The sequence below is a fragment of the Actinomadura montaniterrae genome (genome assembly GCF_008923365.1).
Taxonomy (GTDB): Bacteria; Actinomycetota; Actinomycetes; order Streptosporangiales; family Streptosporangiaceae; genus Spirillospora; species Spirillospora montaniterrae.
This window is the reverse complement of the sequence record NZ_WBMR01000193.1, coordinates 1-17,538: the sequence shown is the minus strand read 5'-3', so window position 1 is coordinate 17,538 and position 17,538 is coordinate 1. Positions and strand designations below refer to the sequence as shown.

Below are 17,538 nucleotides of genomic sequence, written 5' to 3'. Positions count from 1 at the left end.
CTCTTCGACACCCTGTGACCCTGGCCGCCGTGCTGAAGGCTTGATACAAAAGATGTATCAACGTCTCAGAGCGGGTGATGCGACATGACCGACGTCGACGTGCAGCCGGGTCGGACCGAGGCCGGCGCCATCCCCGGACCCGGCTCCCTCATCTGGCGGTACGCGGGGGACTGGCGGAGCGCGTTCAGCGGCCGGGCGATCCTGCTTCTGCAGGTCGCGCACCCGGTCGTCGGGGCCGGGGTCGCCGAGCACTCGGAGTTCCTGGAGGACCGCTGGGGGCGGCTCCTGCGCACCGGCGAGTCGACGATGAACTTCCTCGGCTACCGGGGCGAGGGGCGCGGCCGGCGGGAGGCCGCCCGGCTGCGCGAGATCCACAAGGACATCAAGGGCGTCGACGCGCAGGGCCGCCGCTACCACGCCCTCAACCCCGAGGCCTACCTGTGGGTGCACGCCACCCTGCTGCACGGCATGATCCAGACGCAGCGGCTGTTCGGCACGCCCATCCCGCCGGAGCGCGAACGCGTCCTGCACGGCGAATGGGCGCGGCTCGCGCTGGCGCTCGGCATCACCGAACGCCACATCCCGGGCAGCCCGGAGGCGTTCCGCGACTACTTCGACACGATGGTGAACGAGCGGCTGGAGGACAACGCCACGGTGCGGCTGCTCATCGAGCTGGACCGCAGGCCGCTGCCGCCCCCGCCGCGCTGGCCGCTGCCCGACCTCGCCTGGTCGGGCGTCGCCGGGCCGCCGACCGTCATGCTGGGCCGGATGGGCGTCGGCTGCCTCCCGCCCGTCCTGCGGGACCGGTTCGGGCTGCGCTGGACGCCCGCCGACGAGCGGCGCTTCCGGCTGTTCGCGCAGGCGATGCGCGCCGGCGACCGGGTGCTGGTCGACCGGCTGCGCTACTCGCCGATCGCGGCGCGCGCCATGCGGCGGGCCCGGCGCGGGCACTAGGCTCGGGGGCATCATGACCGAGCCGACGGACGGGGCGCCGCTGCCCGACCTGCTCGCCGGCCCGGCGGTGTCCGGCCCGCAGGTCGACCGGATCCTCGACGCCGCCCTGGAGCTGTACGGGACGTTCGGGCTGCGCCGCACCACCGTCGACGACGTCGCCCGCGCGTCCGGGCTCGGCCGCGCCACCCTCTACCGGCGCTTCCCGACCAAGAACGACCTGGTGACGGGTGTGCTGCTGCGCGAGGCCCGGCGGTTCTTCGCCGAGCTGGACGCCGCCGTCGCGGCCTGCCCGACGGTGGAGGAGCGGCTCGTCGAGGGGTTCGTCGCGACGCTGCGGATCAGCCGCGAGCAGCGGCTGGTGAACCGGCTGCTCGTCCTGGAGCCCGACCTGCTCCTCCCGCACGCCACCGGCCGCGCCGGGCCGCTGCTCGCCGCCGCGCGCGGCTACCTGGCCCGCCGGCTGCGCGCCGCGCAGCGGCAGGGCGACGCGGGCGCGTTCGACCCCGAGGTGGTGGCGGAGATCCTGATCCGGCTCACCCACTCGCTCCTGCTCACACCGGAGGGGCACATCCCGCTGGACGACGCCGGCGCCCGCGCGTTCGCCGTCCGCTACCTCGTCCCGATGATCCGCTGACCCGGTTCGCCGGTGCCCGCCGCGGCGGGCACCGGTCGCCGAGCTAGGCGTTGTAGCCCATGATGGCCTTGGTCTCGAGGTACTCCTCGAAGCCGAGCGCGCCCCACTCGCGCCCGTTGCCCGACTGGCGGTAGCCGCCGAACGGGGCGTTGAAGTCGGGGCCGGCGCCGTTGAGGTGGACGTTGCCGGTGCGCAGCCGGCGGGCCACCGCCTTGGCGCGGTCGGCGCTGCCGGAGATGTAGCCGGACAGGCCGTAGAGGGTGTCGTTGGCGATCCGCACCGCGTCGTCGTCGTCCTCGTAGCCGATCAGCACGAGCACCGGCCCGAAGATCTCCTCGCGGGCGATCGTCATCTCGTTGGAGACGTGCGAGAACACCGTCGGGCGGACGAAGTAGCCGGTCTCCAGGCCCTCGGGCTTGCCGGGGCCGCCGACCTCCAGCTTGGCGCCCTCGCCGATGCCCTTCTCGATGAGCTGCTGGATGCGGCCGTACTGGGTGGCCGACACCACCGGGCCGATCCGCGTGGTCTCCTCGCGCGGGTCGCCGACGACGATGTCGCGGGCGGCCTCCGCGGCGATGGCGGCGGCCTCGTCCATGCGCGCGGCCGGGACGAGCATCCGGCTGGGGGCGTTGCACGACTGGCCGGAGTTGGTGCACATGTTGCCGACGTCCCGGGTGATGACCGCCTTGAGGTCGGCGTCGTCCAGGATGATGTTGGCGGACTTGCCGCCGAGCTCCTGCGCGACCCGCTTGACGGTCGGGGCCGCGGCCCGGGCGACCTCGATGCCGGCGCGGGTGGACCCGGTGAACGACACCATGTCGACGTCGGGGTGCGCCGACAGCGGCGCGCCGACGCCGAGGCCGTCGCCGTTGACGAGGTTGAACACGCCCGCGGGGACGCCCGCCTCGTCGAGGATCTCGGCGAACAGGATCGCGTTCAGCGGCGCGACCTCCGACGGCTTGAGCACCATCGTGCAGCCGGTCGCGAGGGCCGGGCCGACCTTGCAGGCGATCTGGTTCAGCGGCCAGTTCCACGGGGTGATCAGCCCGCAGACGCCGACCGGCTCGCGGGTGACCAGGGTGCCGCCCATCGGGCGGTCGAACTCGAAGTCGGCGAGCACGGCGCGCGCGGTGCCGAGGTGGCCAAGGCCGGCGACGGCCTGCGCGGCCCGCGCCAGCGAGAGGGGCGCGCCCATCTCCTGGCTGATGACGTCGGCCAGCTCCTCCATCCGCCGGGTGTAGACGGCGATGACGGCGTCGAGCAGGTCGAGCCGCTCCTGCTTGGTGGTCTGGGAGAACGTCTCGAACGCCTCCTTCGCCGCGGCGACGGCGGCGTCGACGTCGTCGGCGCCGCCCATGGCGATGGAGGTGATCGGCTGTTCCGTGGCCGGGTTGATGACCTCGAGGGTCGTGTCGGTGCGGGGCGCGACCCACTGGCCGCCGATGTAGAACTGCTTGACGTGGTCCACGGGCTTCCTCCGGCAGGGAACTGGCCTTTTTCGTTGCAGGCTCAACATACGAAACCCGTTCGGTCCGGTAAACGCCCGCCCCGGGCGCGCCGCCGGAACTCATGTGAATGTCTTTCATGTTCGTTACCGGGCGGACGCGTGATCGCGGTCCTCCCGTTACCCGCGCGGCCCACGCTGTGCGGTCATGAGCCCTCGCCGCGATGGTCCCTCCCGCCGCTCCTTCCTCGCCACCGGCGCCGGCGTCGCCGGCGGCGCGGCAGCCGCCTCGCTGCTGCCGCCGTCGGTGCACGCCGCGCTCGCGCAGCCGGTGAAGCCCGGCGGGCTGGAGTCCATCGAGCACGTCGTGTTCCTCATGCAGGAGAACCGCGCGTTCGACCACTACTTCGGGACGCTGCGCGGCGTGCGCGGCTACGGCGACCGCAACGCGATCGAGTTGCGCGACGGGCACCCGGTGCTCGAGCAGCCGGGCGTGCTGCGGCGCGTCAAGCCGTTCCTGGCCCGCGACGCGGTCGGGCACGGGCCGTTCACGGACGTCAACTACATCGCGGGCGTCGACCACGGCTGGGACACCGGCCAGAAGGCGCGCGGCGACGGATGGCACGACGGCTGGATCGCGGCCAAGCTCATGCCGACGATGGTCCACTACGACCGCCGGGACCTGCCGTTCCAGTACGAGCTGGCCGACACGTTCACCGTCTGCGACGCCTACCACTGCTCGGTGTTCGGCCCCACGAACCCGAACAGGACGTACCACTGGACCGGGACGATCGGCTACGAGCAGAACGGGCACCGCGCGGTCGAGAACGACGCCTACGACGAGGCGAACCACCCCGGGTACGCGCTGACGTCCTACGTGGAGCGCCTGTCGAAGGCGGGCCGGACGTGGAAGGTGTACCAGGAGTGGGACAACTTCACCGACAACCCGCTGGAGTTCCTCACCACGTTCAAGCAGATCATGCGTAAGGCGCTCGCCCCCGCCGGCTCGTACAAGAGCCTCACCGAGTTCTACGGCGCCGTCGCGAAGGCCGGCGAGAGCGACCGGAAGGCCATGCTCGCGGCGCTGGACCAAGGCGTCGCGGCGCTTCCCGGGCCCGAGCGCGACCTGTTCGAGCGCGCGCTGCGGCGGAGCGAGGGCGGCACGCTCGGCGCGGCGTTCCGCGCCGACGTCGAGGCGGGGCGGCTGCCCGCGGTGTCCTACATCGTCGCGCCGGCGGCCGAGTCCGAGCATCCCGGCTCCGGCAGCCCCATCCAGGGCGCGGGCATCACCTACCAGGTCCTCGACGCGATCGCCTCGGACCGGCGGACGTGGGAGACCACCGCGCTGTTCCTGCTGTTCGACGAGAACGACGGCTACTTCGACCACGTGCCGCCGCCGCTGCCGCCCGCGGACGCCGCCGACGAGCACGACGACGGCAAGCCGATCGGGCTGGGCTTCCGCGTACCGATGACGGTCATCTCGCCGTGGACCGCCGGCGGGTACGTCTGCTCGGAGGTCTTCGACCACACCTCGACGATCCGCTTCCTGGAGCGGTGGCTCGGCGTCCGCGAACCGAACATCAGCGCGTGGCGCAGGACCGTCGCGGGCGACCTGACCTCGGCGTTCGACTTCCGGCGCACCGCCGGTCCGCCGTCCGTCCCGCAGCCGGGGACGCCGCCGAAGTTCTACCTGCGCTGGCCGGCGCTCCCTCCCGTCGTCCAGAAGGACCCCGTGCCCGAGCCGGGGACGCGGCCGGCGCGCCCGCTGCCGTACCGCACCGACGCGTCGGCGCGCCTCGACGGGGGCGCCCTGGCCGTCACGATGACCGAGCGGGGCACCCGCGCCTCGCACCTCGCGCTGTACCCGTACGCGGGCGAGTTCGCCACGCCGCGCCACTACGACGTGGCCGGACGCGTGGTCGAGCGGATCGCGCTGAAGGACGGCCGGTACCGTCTCACGCTGACGGGCCCGAACGGGTTCCGGCGCGAGTTCGCGGGGTCGGCCTCCGGTGCGGCCGCCCAAGCGGACGTGACGTCCCGCGCCGCAGCCGATGCGAGCCGGATCCAGATCACCGTCCGGAACCGCGGCACGCGGCCCCTCACGTTCACCCTGGCCGCCCTCGCCTACGGCAAGGCGACCCGCAAGGCGACGGTGGCCGCGGGCAAGAGCGTGACGGTCTCCTGGCCCACCGAGCACGGCTGGTACGACGTGGAGGTCCGCACGGCCGAGGACGCGGCGTTCCGCCGCCGCCTGATGGGCCACCTGGAGAACGGCCGCCCGTCGGTCTCCGGCTGACCGGACGGCGTCCGCCGCCCCGCTCGGCGCGAGGCGGGGCGGCGGCTCAGGCCTCCTCGACGAACATCAGCGTGTTGCCCTCGGGGTCGCGGAACCAGAACATCGGCGGCACCGGGCCGCCCATGCGGCTCACCTCGGCGTCGACGTCCGCGCCGGCGGCCTTCAGCCGCGCGTGGCAGGCGTCGACGTCGGCGGTCGCCAGCGCGATGCCGGTGTCCCGGCCGCCCGCCTCGGTGCCCTCGGGCGGCGGGCAGAGCGCGATCGGCGTCTCGGCGCCCTCCGGGGCGACCTCGATCCAGCGGTAGCCGCCGCCGAACGGCTGGTCGACGCGCTTGTCGAGGCCGAGCGTCCCGCAGTAGAACTCCAGCGCCCGGTCCTGGTCCCGCACCGGGATGATCACATTCGCGACCTTGCGGACGGTTCCCGTGGTGGTCGTGTCGCTCATGGCGGTTCCCCTTCTCGTGTCGGTCGGTCCTTCACTGAGGCAGACCAGGGGAGCGCCCGGAACTCATCGCATGGCCGGCACCGGATTCCGGTGCGGCGGGAGCGTGCCCGGCCGAGCAGGGCGCCTTGACGGAGTACTTGCCGACATGTGCTCATTCTTGTACGTTACTGGCGCATAAGGCGCACAAACGAGCAATTAGGAGCCTCGGTGTCGTTCGTTCTTGAGGAGATCGCGTCGCAGCCGCGCTGCTGGGAGCGCGCCGCCGAGCTGGCGGACGGGGTGGACGGGCTTCCCGCGCGGGGCGAGCGCGTCGCGGTCGTCGGATGCGGCACGTCGCTGTTCATCGCCCAGGCGTACGCGGCGCTGCGGGAGGCGGCCGGGGCGGGGGAGAGCGACGCGTTCCCGGCGTCGGAGTTCCCGCACGGGCGCCGCTACGACCGGGTGGTGGCGATCTGCCGCTCCGGCACCACGACCGAGGTCCTGGACCTGCTGCGCCGGACCGACCTGCCGGCCACGGCGCTGATCGGGGACCCGGAGACGCCGATCATGGACCTGGCCGGCCGCCGCGTCGTGCTCGACTTCGCCGACGAGCGCTCCGTCGTGCAGACGCGGTTCGCGACGACCGCGCTCGCGCTGCTCCGCGCGCACCTCGGCCTGCTGCCCGCGGACGTGGTCGAGCAGTGCCGCGCGGCCGTCGAGGCGCCGCTGCCCGAGGGCGCCGTCGAGCGCGGCCAGTTCACCTTCCTCGGCGCGGGCTGGACGAACGGGATCGCCAACGAGGCGGCGCTGAAGGTCCGCGAGGCCGCCGGCGCGTGGACCGAGTCCTACCCGGCGATGGAGTACCGGCACGGCCCGATCAGCGTGACCGACGAGCACAGCCTGACCTGGTTCTTCGGGACGCCGCCGGAGGGCCTGCCGGAGCAGGTCGCCGCCACCGGGGCGCTGGTCGAGGCGGCCGGGACGGACGCGATGGCGGACCTCGTGCGGGCCCAGCGGCTCGCGGTGGCGCTGGCCGAGGCCAAGGGCCTCGACCCGGACAAGCCGCGCAACCTGACCCGCTCGATCATCCTGTCCTGATGATCCTCACGGTCACCCTCAATCCCGCCTGGGACGTGACCTACCGGGTCCCCAGGCTGACGCCGCACGGCTCGCACCGCGTCGCGTCGGTGCTGGAGCGTCCCGGCGGCAAGGGGCTGAACGTGGCCCGCGTCCTGCACGCGCTCGGCGAGGAGACGCTGGCGACGGGCCTGGCGGGCGGCGCCACCGGGGCCCTGGTGACGGGGGCGCTGGACGTCCCGCACGCGTTCGCCGCCATCGCGGGGGAGACGCGGCGGACCGTCACGGTCGTCGACACCGACGCGACGATCTTCAACGAGGCGGGGCCGGACGTCCGTCCGGACGAGTGGGCGGCCTTCCAGGAGTCGTTCGCGGCGCTCGCCGCCGGCGCGTCGGTGGCGGTGCTGTCCGGCAGCCTGCCGCCGGGCCTGCCCGAGGACGCCTACGCCGTCCTCACGCGGCTTGCGCGGGACGCGGGCGCCAGGGTGCTGGTCGACGCGGGCGGCCCGGCCCTGCGCGCCGCCGCCGAAGCACGTCCCGACCTGCTCAAACCCAACGAAGCCGAGATGACGGCGGCGGGCCTGGACCCCGCCGCCCTGGGGGAGTCCGGCGCGCTGGTCGTCTCGCGCGGTGCCGACGGCATGGTCGCCGTCACGCCCGGCGGCTGCTTCGAGGCCGTCCCGCACGAGGTCGTCGCCGGCAACCCGACAGGCGCCGGAGATGCCGCGGCGGCGGCGCTCGCCGTCGCGCTCCGCGACCGGACGCCCTGGCCGCGCGCGCTCGGCGAGGCCGTCGCGCTGTCGGCCGCCGCGGTCGCCGCGCCCGCCGCAGGCGAGTTCGACCCCGACGTTCTCCGGCGGCACCGCCGGGCCACGAAGGTGAGGGAAACATCATGCCCCTGGTGAGGACGGCCGAGCTGGTGCGGCCCGGCCACGGCGTCGCCGCGTTCAACGTGATCACGCTGGAGCACGCCGAGGCGATCGTCGCGGCGGCCGAGGAGACCGGCCGTCCGGTCATCTGCCAGATCAGCCAGAACGCGGTCCGCTTCCACGGCGGGCGGCTCGGCCCCATCGCCGCAGCCACCCGCGCCGTGGCGGAGGGCTCGGCGGCGCGCGTCGCCCTGCACCTGGACCACGTGACCGACGAGGACCTGATGCACCAGGCCGCCGACCACGGGTTCGGCTCGGTGATGTACGACGGGTCCGAGCACGACTACGACGAGAACGTGGCCCGAACCGCCGCGGCCTCCGCCTGGGCCCGCGAGCACGGCCTCTGGCTGGAGGCCGAGCTCGGCGAGGTCGGCGGCAAGGACGGCGCGCACGCCCCCGGCGTCCGCACCGACCCCGGCGAGGCCGCCGCGTTCGTCGCCGCGACCGGCGTCGACGCCCTCGCGGTCGCCGTCGGCAGCTCGCACGCCATGACCGAGCGCACCGCCGCGCTCGACCTCGACCTGATCGCGCGGCTGCGCGACGCGGTGCCGGTCCCGCTGGTGCTGCACGGCTCGTCCGGGGTGCCCGACGACGAGCTGCGCCGCGCCGTCGGTCAGGGAATGACAAAGATCAATATCGGCACGGCCCTCAACATCGCCTTCACCGGGGCGGTCCGCGCGAACCTGGACCGGGGGGTCGACCCCCGCCGCTACCTCGCGCCCGCCCGCGACGCCATGCGGGAGCAGGTCGCGCACCTGCTGGAGGTCATCGCGCCCCGTCCCGCCGAGAGCATTGGACGACTTGCATGCTGAACATCGCCTTCGTCGGCGCCGGCTCGGTCGAGTTCACCCGCCAGCTGCTCCGCGACATCTTCTCCTACCCCGAGCTCGGCGGCGTCCGGCTCGCGCTGCACGACATCGACCCCGAGCGGCTCGAGGTCGCGGAGGGCCTGGCCGAGCTGACCGCGAAGGAGCATGGGGCCGCGCCCGTCATCTCCGCGTCGCTGGACCGCCGCCGCGCGCTGGACAGCGCCGACGTGGTCGTCAACATGGTCGCGGTCGGCGGGCACGCCGCGACGCTGAAGGACTTCGAGGTCGCGGCGGAGTTCGGCGTCCGGCAGACCATCGGCGACACCCTCGGCATCGGCGGGATCTTCCGCGCGCTGCGCACGTTCCCGCTGCTGGAGGGCCTGGCTGCCGACATCCAGGTCGTCTGCCCGGACGCGTGGCTGCTCAACTACACCAACCCGATGGCGATGAACCTGCAGTACCTCGCGACGGTCGCGCCGAAGGTGAAGGCCGCCGGGCTGTGCCACTCGGTGTACTGGACCGTCCGGGACCTGTCGGAGCTGGTCGGCGTCCCGTACGAGGAGGTCGACTACCACTCGGCGGGCGTCAACCACCAGGCATGGGTGCTGAAGTGGGAGCACCAGGGCCGCGACCTGTACCCGGCGCTGGACGCCGCCATCGAGGCAGACCCCGAGCTGCGGCGGCGGGTGCGCGTCGACATGTACCGGCGCTTCGGCCGCTACCCGACCGAGACCAGCGAGCACTCGTCCGAGTACGTCCCCTGGTACCTCAAGGACGAGGCGGAGATCGAGCGGCTGCGCATCCCGGTCGGCGACTACGTCAAGATCAGCGAGGGGAACCTCGCCGAGTACGCGCGGGTCCGCGACTGCCTGGCCCGCGGCGAGTACCCCGCGCCCCGCGAGGACGAGGACGCCACCGAGTACGCGCCGCAGGTGATCCACAGCCTCGCCACCGGCGAGCGCCGCACCATCCAGGTGACCACCGCCAACACCGGCCTGATCACCAACCTCCCGATGGGCGCGGGCGTCGAGGTCCCCGCCACGCTCGACCGCATGGGCGTGCATCCCCACCACGTCGGCGCGCTGCCGCCGCAGCTCGCGGCGCTGAACCGCAGCTTCCTGAACGTGGTGGAACTGACCGTCGCCGCCGCCGTCGAGGGCGACCCGGCGCACGTCCGGCACGCCGCGATGTGCGACCCGGCGACCGCCGCGGCACTGCCCGTCGAGCGCATCGCCGAGCTGTGCGACGCGCTCACGGCCGCGCACGGCGACGCGCTGCCCGCCGCGCTCCGGAGGAACTGATGCTGGACCTGCTGGTCGTCGGGGACGCCAACCCGGACGTCCTCGTGCACGGCGCCCCCGACGTCCCGCCTTACGGGCAGGCGGAGACGCTCGTCGGGGGCGGTGTGCTGGCGCTCGGCGGGTCCGCGGCGATCGCCGCGCACGGCGCCGCCCGGCTCGGCCTGGCCACCGCGTTCGCGGGGCTGGTCGGCCGGGACGCCGCCGGGGACTTCGTCCTCGACGCGCTGAGCGGCGCCGGCGTCAACGTGTCCTGGGTCGTCCGGCACGACGCGCTGCCGACCGCGCTCACCGTGTGCCTCAACCGGCCCGGCGGCGACCGGGCGATCCTCACCGCGTCCGGGTGCCTGGCGGAGTTCGGGCCCGAGCACGTCCCCGACGTCGCGGCCCGGCACGTGCACGCCGCGTCCTACTTTCTCCAGCCGCGGCTCGCCAAGGCGCTGCCGGCGGTGCTGCGCGGGCACCGGGCGTCCGGCGCGACGACCTCGCTGGACACCAACGACGACCCGTCCGGGCGCTGGGAGCTCGCGCCCGGGCTGCTCGCCGAGTGCACGTTCCTGCTGCCCAACGAGGCCGAGGCGCTCGCGCTGAGCGACCGGGACACGCTCCCCGACGCGCTGGCCGCGCTGGCGGGGGCGGGCTGCGTCCCGGTCGTCAAGCGCGGCGGCCAGGGCGCCGACGCGCTGCGGGACGGGAAGGTCGTGCACGCGGACGCGCCGCGCGCCGACCCCGTCGACACCGTCGGCGCGGGCGACAGCTTCGACGCCGGTTTCCTCGCGGGTTGGCTCGACCGCGGCGACCTCGCCCACGCGCTCGCGCTGGGCGCGGTGTGCGGCGCGCTGTCCACGCGCGCCGTCGGCGGCACGGCGGGGCAGCCGACGCTCGCCGAAGCACTCGCGCAAATTGCCTGATTATTTCCGGCTGAAACAGCTACGTTCGCGCATCCTCGGTACTCTATAATGATCGGATGCGCCAGCAGGACCGTCTCCCCCTCATCCTCGAACGGCTCGCCGAGCACGGCTCGGTCAGCGTGGTCGACCTGTCGGCCGAGCTGCAGGCCTCGCCCGCCTCGATCCGCCGCGACCTGCAGGTGCTCGAGGAGCAGCAGCTCCTCAAGCGCACGCACGGCGGCGCGATGGCGGCCGAGGTCATCTACGAGCTGCCGATGCGCTACCGCGGCGGCCGCAGCCAGGAGGAGAAGCGCCGCATCGCGCAGGCCGCGGTGCGGCTGGTCGACGGCTCGGTACACTCGGTCGGCTTCAACGGCGGCACCACCATCACCGAGCTGGCCCGGCTGCTGTCCACCGGCCGCGCGCTCAAGGTCGTCACCAACGCCCTCAACATCGCCGCCGACCTGTCCGTGCGGCCCGCGATCGACCTGGTCGTCACCGGCGGCGGCGTCCGCCCCGAGTCCTACGAGCTGGTGGGGCCGATCGCCGACCGCACCCTCGCCGACATCAGCCTCGACCTGGTCTTCCTCGGCGTGGACGGGATCGACGCCGAGGCCGGCATCAGCACCCACGACGAGATCGAGGCCCGCACCGACCACTGCCTGATGCGGGCCACCCGCCGGGTCGTGGTGCTCGCCGACGGGTCCAAGATCGGGCACCGCGCGTTCTCCCGGATCGCCCCGATCGGCGAGGTCGACCTGCTGATCACCGACGCCGGCGCGGACCGCGCCGAGCTCGACCGGATCCAGGCGGCGGGCGTCGAGGTGACCGTGGCCTGAGGCCCCGGCCGCCTCGACGCCCGGGCCGGGGGCTACTTCAGGCCCGCGGTCGCCACCGACCGCACGAAGAACCGCTGCGCGACGAAGAACAGCACGAACACCGGCAGCTGGCTGATCACCGTGCCGGCCATGAGCCGCGGCCAGTTCGTGGTGTGCGATCCCTGGAACGTCTGCAGGCCCAGCTGGACGGTCATGTGCTCCGGGCTCTGCACCGCGATCAGCGGCCAGAGGAAGTCGTTCCACGTCTGCAGGAACGTCAGCACCGCGAGCGTCGCCAGCGTCGGGCGCATCAGCGGCAGCATCACCTGGAACAGGATCCGCAGCCGGCTCGCGCCGTCGATCCGCGCGGCCTCCTCCAGCTCGCGCGGCACCGTCATGAAGAACTGCCGCAGCAGGAAGATCCCGAACGCGGTCGCCAGGTTCGGCACGATCAGCGCGCCGAGCGTGTCGGTGAGCCCGAGCGTCCGCACCATGATCAGCATCGGCAGCATGACGATCTGGAACGGCACCATCAGCGTGGCGAGCACCGCCACGAACAGCGCCCTGCTGCCGAGGAACCGGATCCGGGCGAACGCGTAGCCCGCCAGCGAGCAGAACACCAGGTTCCCGATCACGCAGCTGACCGACACGATCGCGCTGTTGCCGAGCCAGTGCCCGAGCGGCGCGTCGTGCAGCGCGTCGGAGTAGTTGTGCCACTCGATCCCCGACGGCAGGCCGGGCGGGAACCGGCGGGTCTCCGCCTCGGTGGAGACCGACAGCAGCACCATCCAGAGCAGCGGCGTCACCATCACCAGCGCGATCGGCAGCAGGATCAGGTGCAGCGGGCTCGGCCGCCGGAACCGGAGCCGGCGCGCGGCCGGGGCGTCCATCGTCGTCATGCTCATCGGCCCTCGTAGAAGGAGGTGCGGCGGCTGATCGCGAGCTGCACGACCGTCACCAGCAGGATCACCAGGAACAGCACGCAGCCGACCGCGGCCGCGTAGCCGCCGTCGAAGTCCACGAACGCCTTGTTGTACAGGTGGTAGACGAGGACGGTCGTGGCGCGCAGCGGCCCGCCCTTCGTCGTCACGTACACCTCGTCGAACAGCTGCAGCGAGTTGATCGTCAGCCAGACGACCAGGAAGCCGGACGCGGGCGCCAGCAGCGGCAGCTCCACGTGCCGGAACGCCTTCAGCCGGCCGCAGCCGTCCAGCGCCGCCGCCTCCATCAGGTCCTTCGGGACGCTCTGCAGCGCCGACAGGTAGATGATGACGGCGAAGCCCAGCCACCCCCACACCGTCATCGCCACCAGCGCGAACAGCGCCTGGTTCGGATCCTGGAAGAAGCCCTGCTTGGGCAGGCCCGCCTTGGACAGCGCGGCGTTGACCGGGCCGAACTGCGGGTTCAGCAGCCAGTTGAAGATGATCCCGGTCGCGACCGTCGAGGTCACCAGCGGGACGAACACCGCCATCCGGTACAGCGTGATGCCGCGGATCCTCTGGTTGAGCAGCACCGCGATCGGCAGCGCGAGCACCATCGTCAGCGGCACGAACAGCACCGTGTAGATCGCCGACCGCTTCGCGGCGTCCCACATCAGCGGATCCCTGACCAGCTCGGCGTACTTGGCGCCGCCCGCGAACGTGCCGGGGGAGGTCAGGTCGGTGTCCTGGAACGACAGCCAGAACGACCACAGCACCGGCAGCATGCCGAAGATCCCGATCAGCAGGATGGCCGGGGAGACGAAGCCCCAGCCCGCCAGGTGCTCGCCGAGGCGCCGCCGCGACCAGCGCGGCCGCCGGTCCTTCGCGGCGGGCGCGGTCAGCGCGGTGGACGCCATCAGGAGCCCGCCAGGACGTCGTCGACCTGCTTCGCGGCGTCGGCGAGCGCGGCCTGCGGCTGCTTCTTGCCGAGCAGCACCGCCTGCACCGCCTGGCCGAGCACCTGCGAGATCTGCGGGTACTGCTTGATGTTCGGCCGCGCCTTGGTGACGTTCTTGCTGAGGTTGTCGATGAACACCTTGTTGCCGGGGTACTTGGCCAGGTAGTCCTTGTAGCCCGGCAGCTTCTCCTCGGACGCGCGCAGCGGCAGGTCACCGGTCTGCGTGGCGTACCGCAGGTGGACCTGCGGCGAGGTCAGCCACTTCAGGAACGCCCACGCGGTCTTCTGCGCCTTCTTGTCGAAGAGCATGTAGTAGTCGGGGCCGGAGATCGTCGCGTGCGTGGCCTTGCCGGGCAGGTACTGGACGCCGTACGAGACGTCCTTGTTGATCTGCCCGAGGTCCCACGGGCCGGTCCACAGCATGCCGACGCGGCCGGAGTTGAACAGGTTGAGGTACTGCTGGTCGCCGGTGTCGAGGTAGACCGACTTGTCGGTGACGGCCATGTCGTGCAGCAACTGCATGGCCTGCTGCCCGGCCGGCGAGTTGAACGCGGCCTTCTTGTTCGCGGAGTCGAGCAGGTCACCGCCGGCCTGCCAGAGGAGCGCGAGGAAGCGCCAGACGGTGTCCTCGGTCCCGTCGTTGACGTAGGCCCAGCCGTACTTGTTGTTCCCCGACAGCTTCTTCGCGGCGTTCCTGAAGTCGTCCCAGGTCCAGTCCGGCGTCGGGTATTTCAGGCCCGCGGCGTCGAACATCTTCTTGTTGTAGACGAGGCCGAGGTTGTCGACCAGCGCGGGAATCCCGTAGATCTTGTCGCCCACGGTGGCGCCCTGGCGGGCCGCGGGGAAGAAGTCGTTCCAGTCGACGGCCGGGTCGCCCTTGACCAGCGAGGTGAGATCCTGGGTCTGGTGGCGTCCGGTCAGCGCGGTGATCGACGAGCCGTACTGGTAGGCGACCGACGGCGCCTTGCCGGACACGAAGGACGCGAGGGTCTTCTGCAGCGTGTTGTCGTTGTTGCTGAAGACCGGATCGACCTTCTGGTCGGGATGGGCGCCGTTCCACTCGCCGACGAGCTTGGTGATCGTCTCGGCCTGGACGTCGGTGTACCCGTGCCAGAAAGTGATCTTCTTCGCGTCGCCGCCGCCCGAGCCGCAGGCCGAGGAGAGGCCGGCCACCAAGGCGACCCCGGTGACCAGCGCGGTGATCCGGCGACCGCTCGGCTGCCTCATGATCGCCTCCAGATGCTCGTGCTCGATTGTGCAGGATGCGCGGCACTTTAGAACACAATCGCTCATGGAGCAAGGGTTCGCACCACCTCTTCGCGGGTTGCTGGTCGGTAACGCCGACAATCGATCACAATGTTGCAGCGAACATGCGTGATCCTGCTTGCCGAGGACGCGTTTTGCATCACGCTGGGCGGATAGGGAGCGGACGAGCGACGTCGTGCGGTCGCGGGACGTGACCGTTCTCTTGGGCCTTGGGGAGGCAGCAGTGAGCATGCCGCACAGAATGGTGCGCCGGTTGGAGCAGGCGGAGGTGCTGGACAAGGTCGCCGGACCGCTGAGCTCCGCGGTCCAGCGCGTGGTACGGCCGCGGATCGTCCGCAACCTGCTCAGCGGGACCTACCTGGGCCATCCGCTGCACCCGCCGCTCACCGACGTGGCGGTCGGCGCCTGGAGCATGTCCACGCTGCTGGACGCCGCCGGGGGACCCGACGCCGAGACCGCCGCCGACCTGCTGGCGATCACGGGCGTGGCCGCGGCCGTGCCGACCGCCCTGTCCGGGCTGAACGACTGGGCCGACACCCTCGGGGCCGAACGGCGGGTGGGCATGGTCCACGCCGCGGCCAACACCATGGCGCTGGCCCTGTACGGGTCGTCCATCGCCATGCGGGCCCGCGGGGACCGGCGCGCCGGCAAGGCCCTCGGGCTCGCGGGGTTCGCGGTGCTCGGGTTCAGCGCCTACCTCGGCGGCCACCTGTCCTTCGTGAGGGGCGTCAACGTCAACCGCACCGCATGGCAGGAGGGCCCGCAGGACTGGACGCCGGTCCTCGGCGAGGACGAGCTTCCCGACAGCGAGCACCGGACGGTGGAGGCGGACGGCGTGCGGATCATGCTCTACCGGGCGGACCGGGAGATCTACGCGCTGGCCGCCACGTGCACCCACATGGGCGGGCCGCTGGACGAGGGCACGATCGCGGACGGCTGCGTCACGTGCCCGTGGCACGACAGCACCTTCCGGCTCTCCGACGGCGGCATCGTGCGCGGCCCCGCCAGCACGCCGGAGCCCCGCTTCGAGGCGCGGGTCCGGGACGGGCGCATCGAGGTCCGCGTGCCGCCGGCGGGCGCGCCGGCCCGCAAGGGCGAGGGCGCGCACGCCGGTCCGAGCGAGCGGATGGGCCGGGCGGCCCGCCGCCGGATGGCGCGGGTCTCCTGACGCCCCGTCCCGTCCCTGCGGGCTAGCCGAGGACGGCCGGCTTCAGCTCCTCCTCGCACCACTGGCGGAAGGTGGTGGGCGAGGAGGTCTCGGGGGTGCGCGGCTCGGCGTCGTCGAGGCCGTTCTCCTTGGCCACCATCATCTCGGCCAGCCCCTGGGCGTTCGCCTCGGACACCCCGCGCGCGAGCATGCTCTGCTCGAACGCCTCGACGGAGACCCGCTGGTAGCGGACGGGCCGCCCGAGCACCTCGGACATGATCCGCGCCATGTCGTCGTTCGACAGGTCCTCCGGGCCGAGCACCGGGACGTCGCCGCGCCCCGTCCACTCCGGGTCGAGCAGCAGCCGCACGGCGGCGTCGGCGATGTCGCGGCAGGCGCACATCGGCAGCTTGCGGTCCGCGGGGAGCGCCGAGAAGAACACGCCGTCGTTCTTGATGCTCTCGGCCTGGCCGAGCATGTTGTCCATGAAGGTCGGCAGCGTCAGTGCCCGGAAGTGCACGCCGGTGCTAGCGATCATGTCGTCCATCTTCAGTGTCGCCGTGACGTGGCCGGCGTCGGGGAGCACTCCGCGGCCGAGGGCCGAGACGGCGACGACCCGCCGGACGCCCTGGCTCTCGAACGCCTCGCAGGCCGGCTGCGCGAAGCGGGAGTAGACGTCGTCGAGGCTCGCGGCGCGGTGGTCCGGCGGCGCGAGCCAGAAGACGGCGTCGGCGCCGGCGAACGCCTTGGCCACGACGTCGGGGTCGCCGTGCGAGCCCTCGACGACCTCGGCGCGCTCGCGGACCCCGGCGGGCAGCCGGGACGCGTCGCGGACGATCAGGCGGGCCGGTGCCCCGGCGGCGAGCACGCCGTCGACGACCCGCCGGCCGATCCTGCCGGTGGGCGTGGTGATGACGATCATTGGAGTCTCCGAACGCGGTGTGAGGGCGGCGCCGGGACGGCGCCGGTACCGCTCAGTCAAGTCGCGGCCGCCGCGAAGCTGAAGGATCGATCGGGTCCGCATTGATACCCTGGGGATATGAATGACCTGGAGTCGCGGCAGCTCAGGTACTTCGTGGCCGTCGCCGAGGAGCTGAACTTCGGGCGGGCCGCCGAGCGGCTGGGCATGGCGCAGCCGCCGCTGTCGCGGGCGATCCGCGAGCTGGAACGCGGCCTCGGCGTGCGGCTGTTCGAGCGCACCACCCGCCAGGTCGGGCTGACCCCGGCCGGCGAGGTGCTGCTGCGGGACGCGCGGACCGCGCTGGAGGCGATCACCGCCGCCGCCCGGCGGGCCGCGCACGCCGGACGTCCGGCCCCGGAACTGCGCCTCGCGCTCAAGGCCGACTTCGACGCCGGGCTGCTGCCGCAGTTCCTCGCCGCCTACCGGCGCGAGCCGGAGGCGATCCCGGTGGAGCTGGTGCTCGGCGGCCGCGGCGACCAGGAGGCGGCGCTGCGCGACGGCCGCGCGGACGTCGCCGTCCTCCCCGAGCTGACCGACGGCCGCGGCCTGGACGCCGAGCCGCTGCTGACCGAGCCCCGGCTGGTCGCCCTCGCCGCGTCCGACCCCCTCGCCGCCCGCTCCTCGCTGTCCCTGGCCGACTTCGCCGGCCGGGTGCTGCCCGACGGCAGGCCCGCGGAGCTCGGCGGCCCGCCGCCCGGCCCGGACGGCGGCGG

17 protein-coding genes are annotated in these 17,538 nt (G+C 72.9%); 11 read left to right on the top strand and 6 right to left on the bottom strand.

The features are described 5' to 3' along the window. The first annotated feature begins 84 nt into the window (after positions 1–84). Together F9B16_RS39500 and F9B16_RS39495 are read left to right on the top strand one after the other, a co-directional pair. On the top strand, positions 85–954 hold the full coding sequence (locus F9B16_RS39500) for an oxygenase MpaB family protein (RefSeq protein WP_151545359.1): 870 nt from the start codon (positions 85–87) through the stop codon (positions 952–954). Between the two features lie 13 nt (positions 955–967). Then, positions 968–1,588: a TetR/AcrR family transcriptional regulator gene (locus tag F9B16_RS39495; RefSeq protein ID WP_151545358.1), complete on the top strand. Its 621-nt coding sequence runs from the start codon at positions 968–970 to the stop codon at positions 1,586–1,588. A 43-nt stretch (positions 1,589–1,631) separates the two neighbouring features. Here F9B16_RS39495 and F9B16_RS39490 read toward each other — a convergent pair whose 3' ends face one another. Next, positions 1,632–3,056 (bottom strand): aldehyde dehydrogenase family protein, encoded by a 1,425-nt coding sequence (locus F9B16_RS39490; RefSeq protein WP_225992352.1) that lies wholly within the window; start codon positions 3,054–3,056, stop codon positions 1,632–1,634. Between the two features lie 184 nt (positions 3,057–3,240). Here F9B16_RS39490 and F9B16_RS39485 point away from each other — a divergent pair, with 184 nt between their 5' ends. Next, positions 3,241–5,328, top strand: a complete 2,088-nt coding sequence (locus F9B16_RS39485; protein ID WP_151545356.1) for a phosphocholine-specific phospholipase C — start codon at positions 3,241–3,243, stop codon at positions 5,326–5,328. Between the two features lie 46 nt (positions 5,329–5,374). On the opposite strand, the gene F9B16_RS39480 is transcribed toward F9B16_RS39485, so the two are convergent. After that, positions 5,375–5,773: a VOC family protein gene (locus tag F9B16_RS39480; protein WP_151545355.1), complete on the bottom strand. Its 399-nt coding sequence runs from the start codon at positions 5,771–5,773 to the stop codon at positions 5,375–5,377. Positions 5,774–5,980: 207 nt separating this feature from the next. Here F9B16_RS39480 and F9B16_RS39475 point away from each other — a divergent pair, with 207 nt between their 5' ends. From F9B16_RS39475 to F9B16_RS39450, 6 genes are read left to right on the top strand one after another with little or no spacing between them, the layout of a single operon-like run. After that, complete coding sequence (locus F9B16_RS39475; RefSeq protein ID WP_151545354.1) at positions 5,981–6,850, top strand: SIS domain-containing protein; 870 nt, start codon at positions 5,981–5,983, stop codon at positions 6,848–6,850. Next, positions 6,850–7,734, top strand: coding sequence for a 1-phosphofructokinase family hexose kinase (locus F9B16_RS39470; RefSeq protein WP_151545353.1), 885 nt, complete (start codon positions 6,850–6,852; stop codon positions 7,732–7,734). The genes F9B16_RS39475 and F9B16_RS39470 overlap by 1 nt, the downstream gene beginning before the upstream one ends. Further along, positions 7,722–8,570 carry a class II fructose-bisphosphate aldolase gene (locus F9B16_RS39465; protein WP_151545352.1) on the top strand — a complete coding sequence of 283 codons (849 nt, stop codon included), beginning with the start codon at positions 7,722–7,724 and terminating at the stop codon, positions 8,568–8,570. Before F9B16_RS39470 ends, F9B16_RS39465 begins: the two co-directional genes overlap by 13 nt. After that, positions 8,564–9,868, top strand: coding sequence for an alpha-glucosidase/alpha-galactosidase (melA, locus tag F9B16_RS39460; RefSeq protein ID WP_151545351.1), 1,305 nt, complete (start codon positions 8,564–8,566; stop codon positions 9,866–9,868). Before F9B16_RS39465 ends, melA begins: the two co-directional genes overlap by 7 nt. Continuing rightward, positions 9,868–10,776 (top strand): carbohydrate kinase family protein, encoded by a 909-nt coding sequence (locus F9B16_RS39455; RefSeq protein ID WP_151545350.1) that lies wholly within the window; start codon positions 9,868–9,870, stop codon positions 10,774–10,776. The genes melA and F9B16_RS39455 overlap by 1 nt, the downstream gene beginning before the upstream one ends. 56 nt (positions 10,777–10,832) lie before the next feature. Then, positions 10,833–11,594, top strand: a complete 762-nt coding sequence (locus F9B16_RS39450) for a DeoR/GlpR family DNA-binding transcription regulator (protein ID WP_151545349.1) — start codon at positions 10,833–10,835, stop codon at positions 11,592–11,594. Between the two features lie 32 nt (positions 11,595–11,626). Here the strand turns inward: F9B16_RS39450 and F9B16_RS39445 are convergent, their stop codons facing one another. The 3 genes from F9B16_RS39445 to F9B16_RS39435 are packed head-to-tail and all read right to left on the bottom strand — an operon-like array spanning position 11,627 to position 14,678. Next, positions 11,627–12,478 carry a carbohydrate ABC transporter permease gene (locus F9B16_RS39445; RefSeq protein WP_151545348.1) on the bottom strand — a complete coding sequence of 284 codons (852 nt, stop codon included), beginning with the start codon at positions 12,476–12,478 and terminating at the stop codon, positions 11,627–11,629. After that, entirely contained in the window at positions 12,475–13,410 is a 936-nt protein-coding gene (locus F9B16_RS39440) for a carbohydrate ABC transporter permease (RefSeq protein WP_151545347.1), read from the bottom strand. The genes F9B16_RS39445 and F9B16_RS39440 overlap by 4 nt, the downstream gene beginning before the upstream one ends. Then, positions 13,410–14,678 carry an ABC transporter substrate-binding protein gene (locus F9B16_RS39435; protein ID WP_151545346.1) on the bottom strand — a complete coding sequence of 423 codons (1,269 nt, stop codon included), beginning with the start codon at positions 14,676–14,678 and terminating at the stop codon, positions 13,410–13,412. The genes F9B16_RS39440 and F9B16_RS39435 overlap by 1 nt, the downstream gene beginning before the upstream one ends. 268 nt (positions 14,679–14,946) lie before the next feature. Between F9B16_RS39435 and F9B16_RS39430 the strand changes: the two genes are divergently transcribed. Then, positions 14,947–15,885, top strand: coding sequence for a Rieske 2Fe-2S domain-containing protein (locus tag F9B16_RS39430; protein WP_225992351.1), 939 nt, complete (start codon positions 14,947–14,949; stop codon positions 15,883–15,885). A 22-nt stretch (positions 15,886–15,907) separates the two neighbouring features. Here the strand turns inward: F9B16_RS39430 and F9B16_RS39425 are convergent, their stop codons facing one another. Next, complete coding sequence (locus tag F9B16_RS39425) at positions 15,908–16,786, bottom strand: NmrA family NAD(P)-binding protein (RefSeq protein ID WP_151545344.1); 879 nt, start codon at positions 16,784–16,786, stop codon at positions 15,908–15,910. A gap of 117 nt (positions 16,787–16,903) precedes the next feature. Here F9B16_RS39425 and F9B16_RS39420 point away from each other — a divergent pair. Further along, a partial coding sequence (locus tag F9B16_RS39420) for a LysR family transcriptional regulator (protein WP_151545343.1) occupies positions 16,904–17,538 on the top strand: 635 nt, incomplete at its 3' end.

What these genes read in the sequence shown, in the direction of transcription:
- F9B16_RS39440 (WP_151545347.1), bottom strand. Translation starts at nt 13,410, where the DNA reads ATGGCGTCCACCGCGCTGACCGCGCCCGCCGCGAAGGACCGGCGGCCG.
- F9B16_RS39500 (WP_151545359.1), top strand. Translation starts at nt 85, where the DNA reads ATGACCGACGTCGACGTGCAGCCGGGTCGGACCGAGGCCGGCGCCATC.
- F9B16_RS39495 (WP_151545358.1), top strand. Translation starts at nt 968, where the DNA reads ATGACCGAGCCGACGGACGGGGCGCCGCTGCCCGACCTGCTCGCCGGC.
- F9B16_RS39430 (WP_225992351.1), top strand. Translation starts at nt 14,947, where the DNA reads ATGCCGCACAGAATGGTGCGCCGGTTGGAGCAGGCGGAGGTGCTGGAC.
- F9B16_RS39425 (WP_151545344.1), bottom strand. Translation starts at nt 16,786, where the DNA reads ATGATCGTCATCACCACGCCCACCGGCAGGATCGGCCGGCGGGTCGTC.
- F9B16_RS39450 (WP_151545349.1), top strand. Translation starts at nt 10,833, where the DNA reads ATGCGCCAGCAGGACCGTCTCCCCCTCATCCTCGAACGGCTCGCCGAG.
- F9B16_RS39435 (WP_151545346.1), bottom strand. Translation starts at nt 14,678, where the DNA reads ATGAGGCAGCCGAGCGGTCGCCGGATCACCGCGCTGGTCACCGGGGTC.
- F9B16_RS39455 (WP_151545350.1), top strand. Translation starts at nt 9,868, where the DNA reads ATGCTGGACCTGCTGGTCGTCGGGGACGCCAACCCGGACGTCCTCGTG.
- F9B16_RS39445 (WP_151545348.1), bottom strand. Translation starts at nt 12,478, where the DNA reads ATGAGCATGACGACGATGGACGCCCCGGCCGCGCGCCGGCTCCGGTTC.
- melA (WP_151545351.1), top strand. Translation starts at nt 8,564, where the DNA reads ATGCTGAACATCGCCTTCGTCGGCGCCGGCTCGGTCGAGTTCACCCGC.
- F9B16_RS39485 (WP_151545356.1), top strand. Translation starts at nt 3,241, where the DNA reads ATGAGCCCTCGCCGCGATGGTCCCTCCCGCCGCTCCTTCCTCGCCACC.
- F9B16_RS39465 (WP_151545352.1), top strand. Translation starts at nt 7,722, where the DNA reads ATGCCCCTGGTGAGGACGGCCGAGCTGGTGCGGCCCGGCCACGGCGTC.
- F9B16_RS39470 (WP_151545353.1), top strand. Translation starts at nt 6,850, where the DNA reads ATGATCCTCACGGTCACCCTCAATCCCGCCTGGGACGTGACCTACCGG.
- F9B16_RS39480 (WP_151545355.1), bottom strand. Translation starts at nt 5,773, where the DNA reads ATGAGCGACACGACCACCACGGGAACCGTCCGCAAGGTCGCGAATGTG.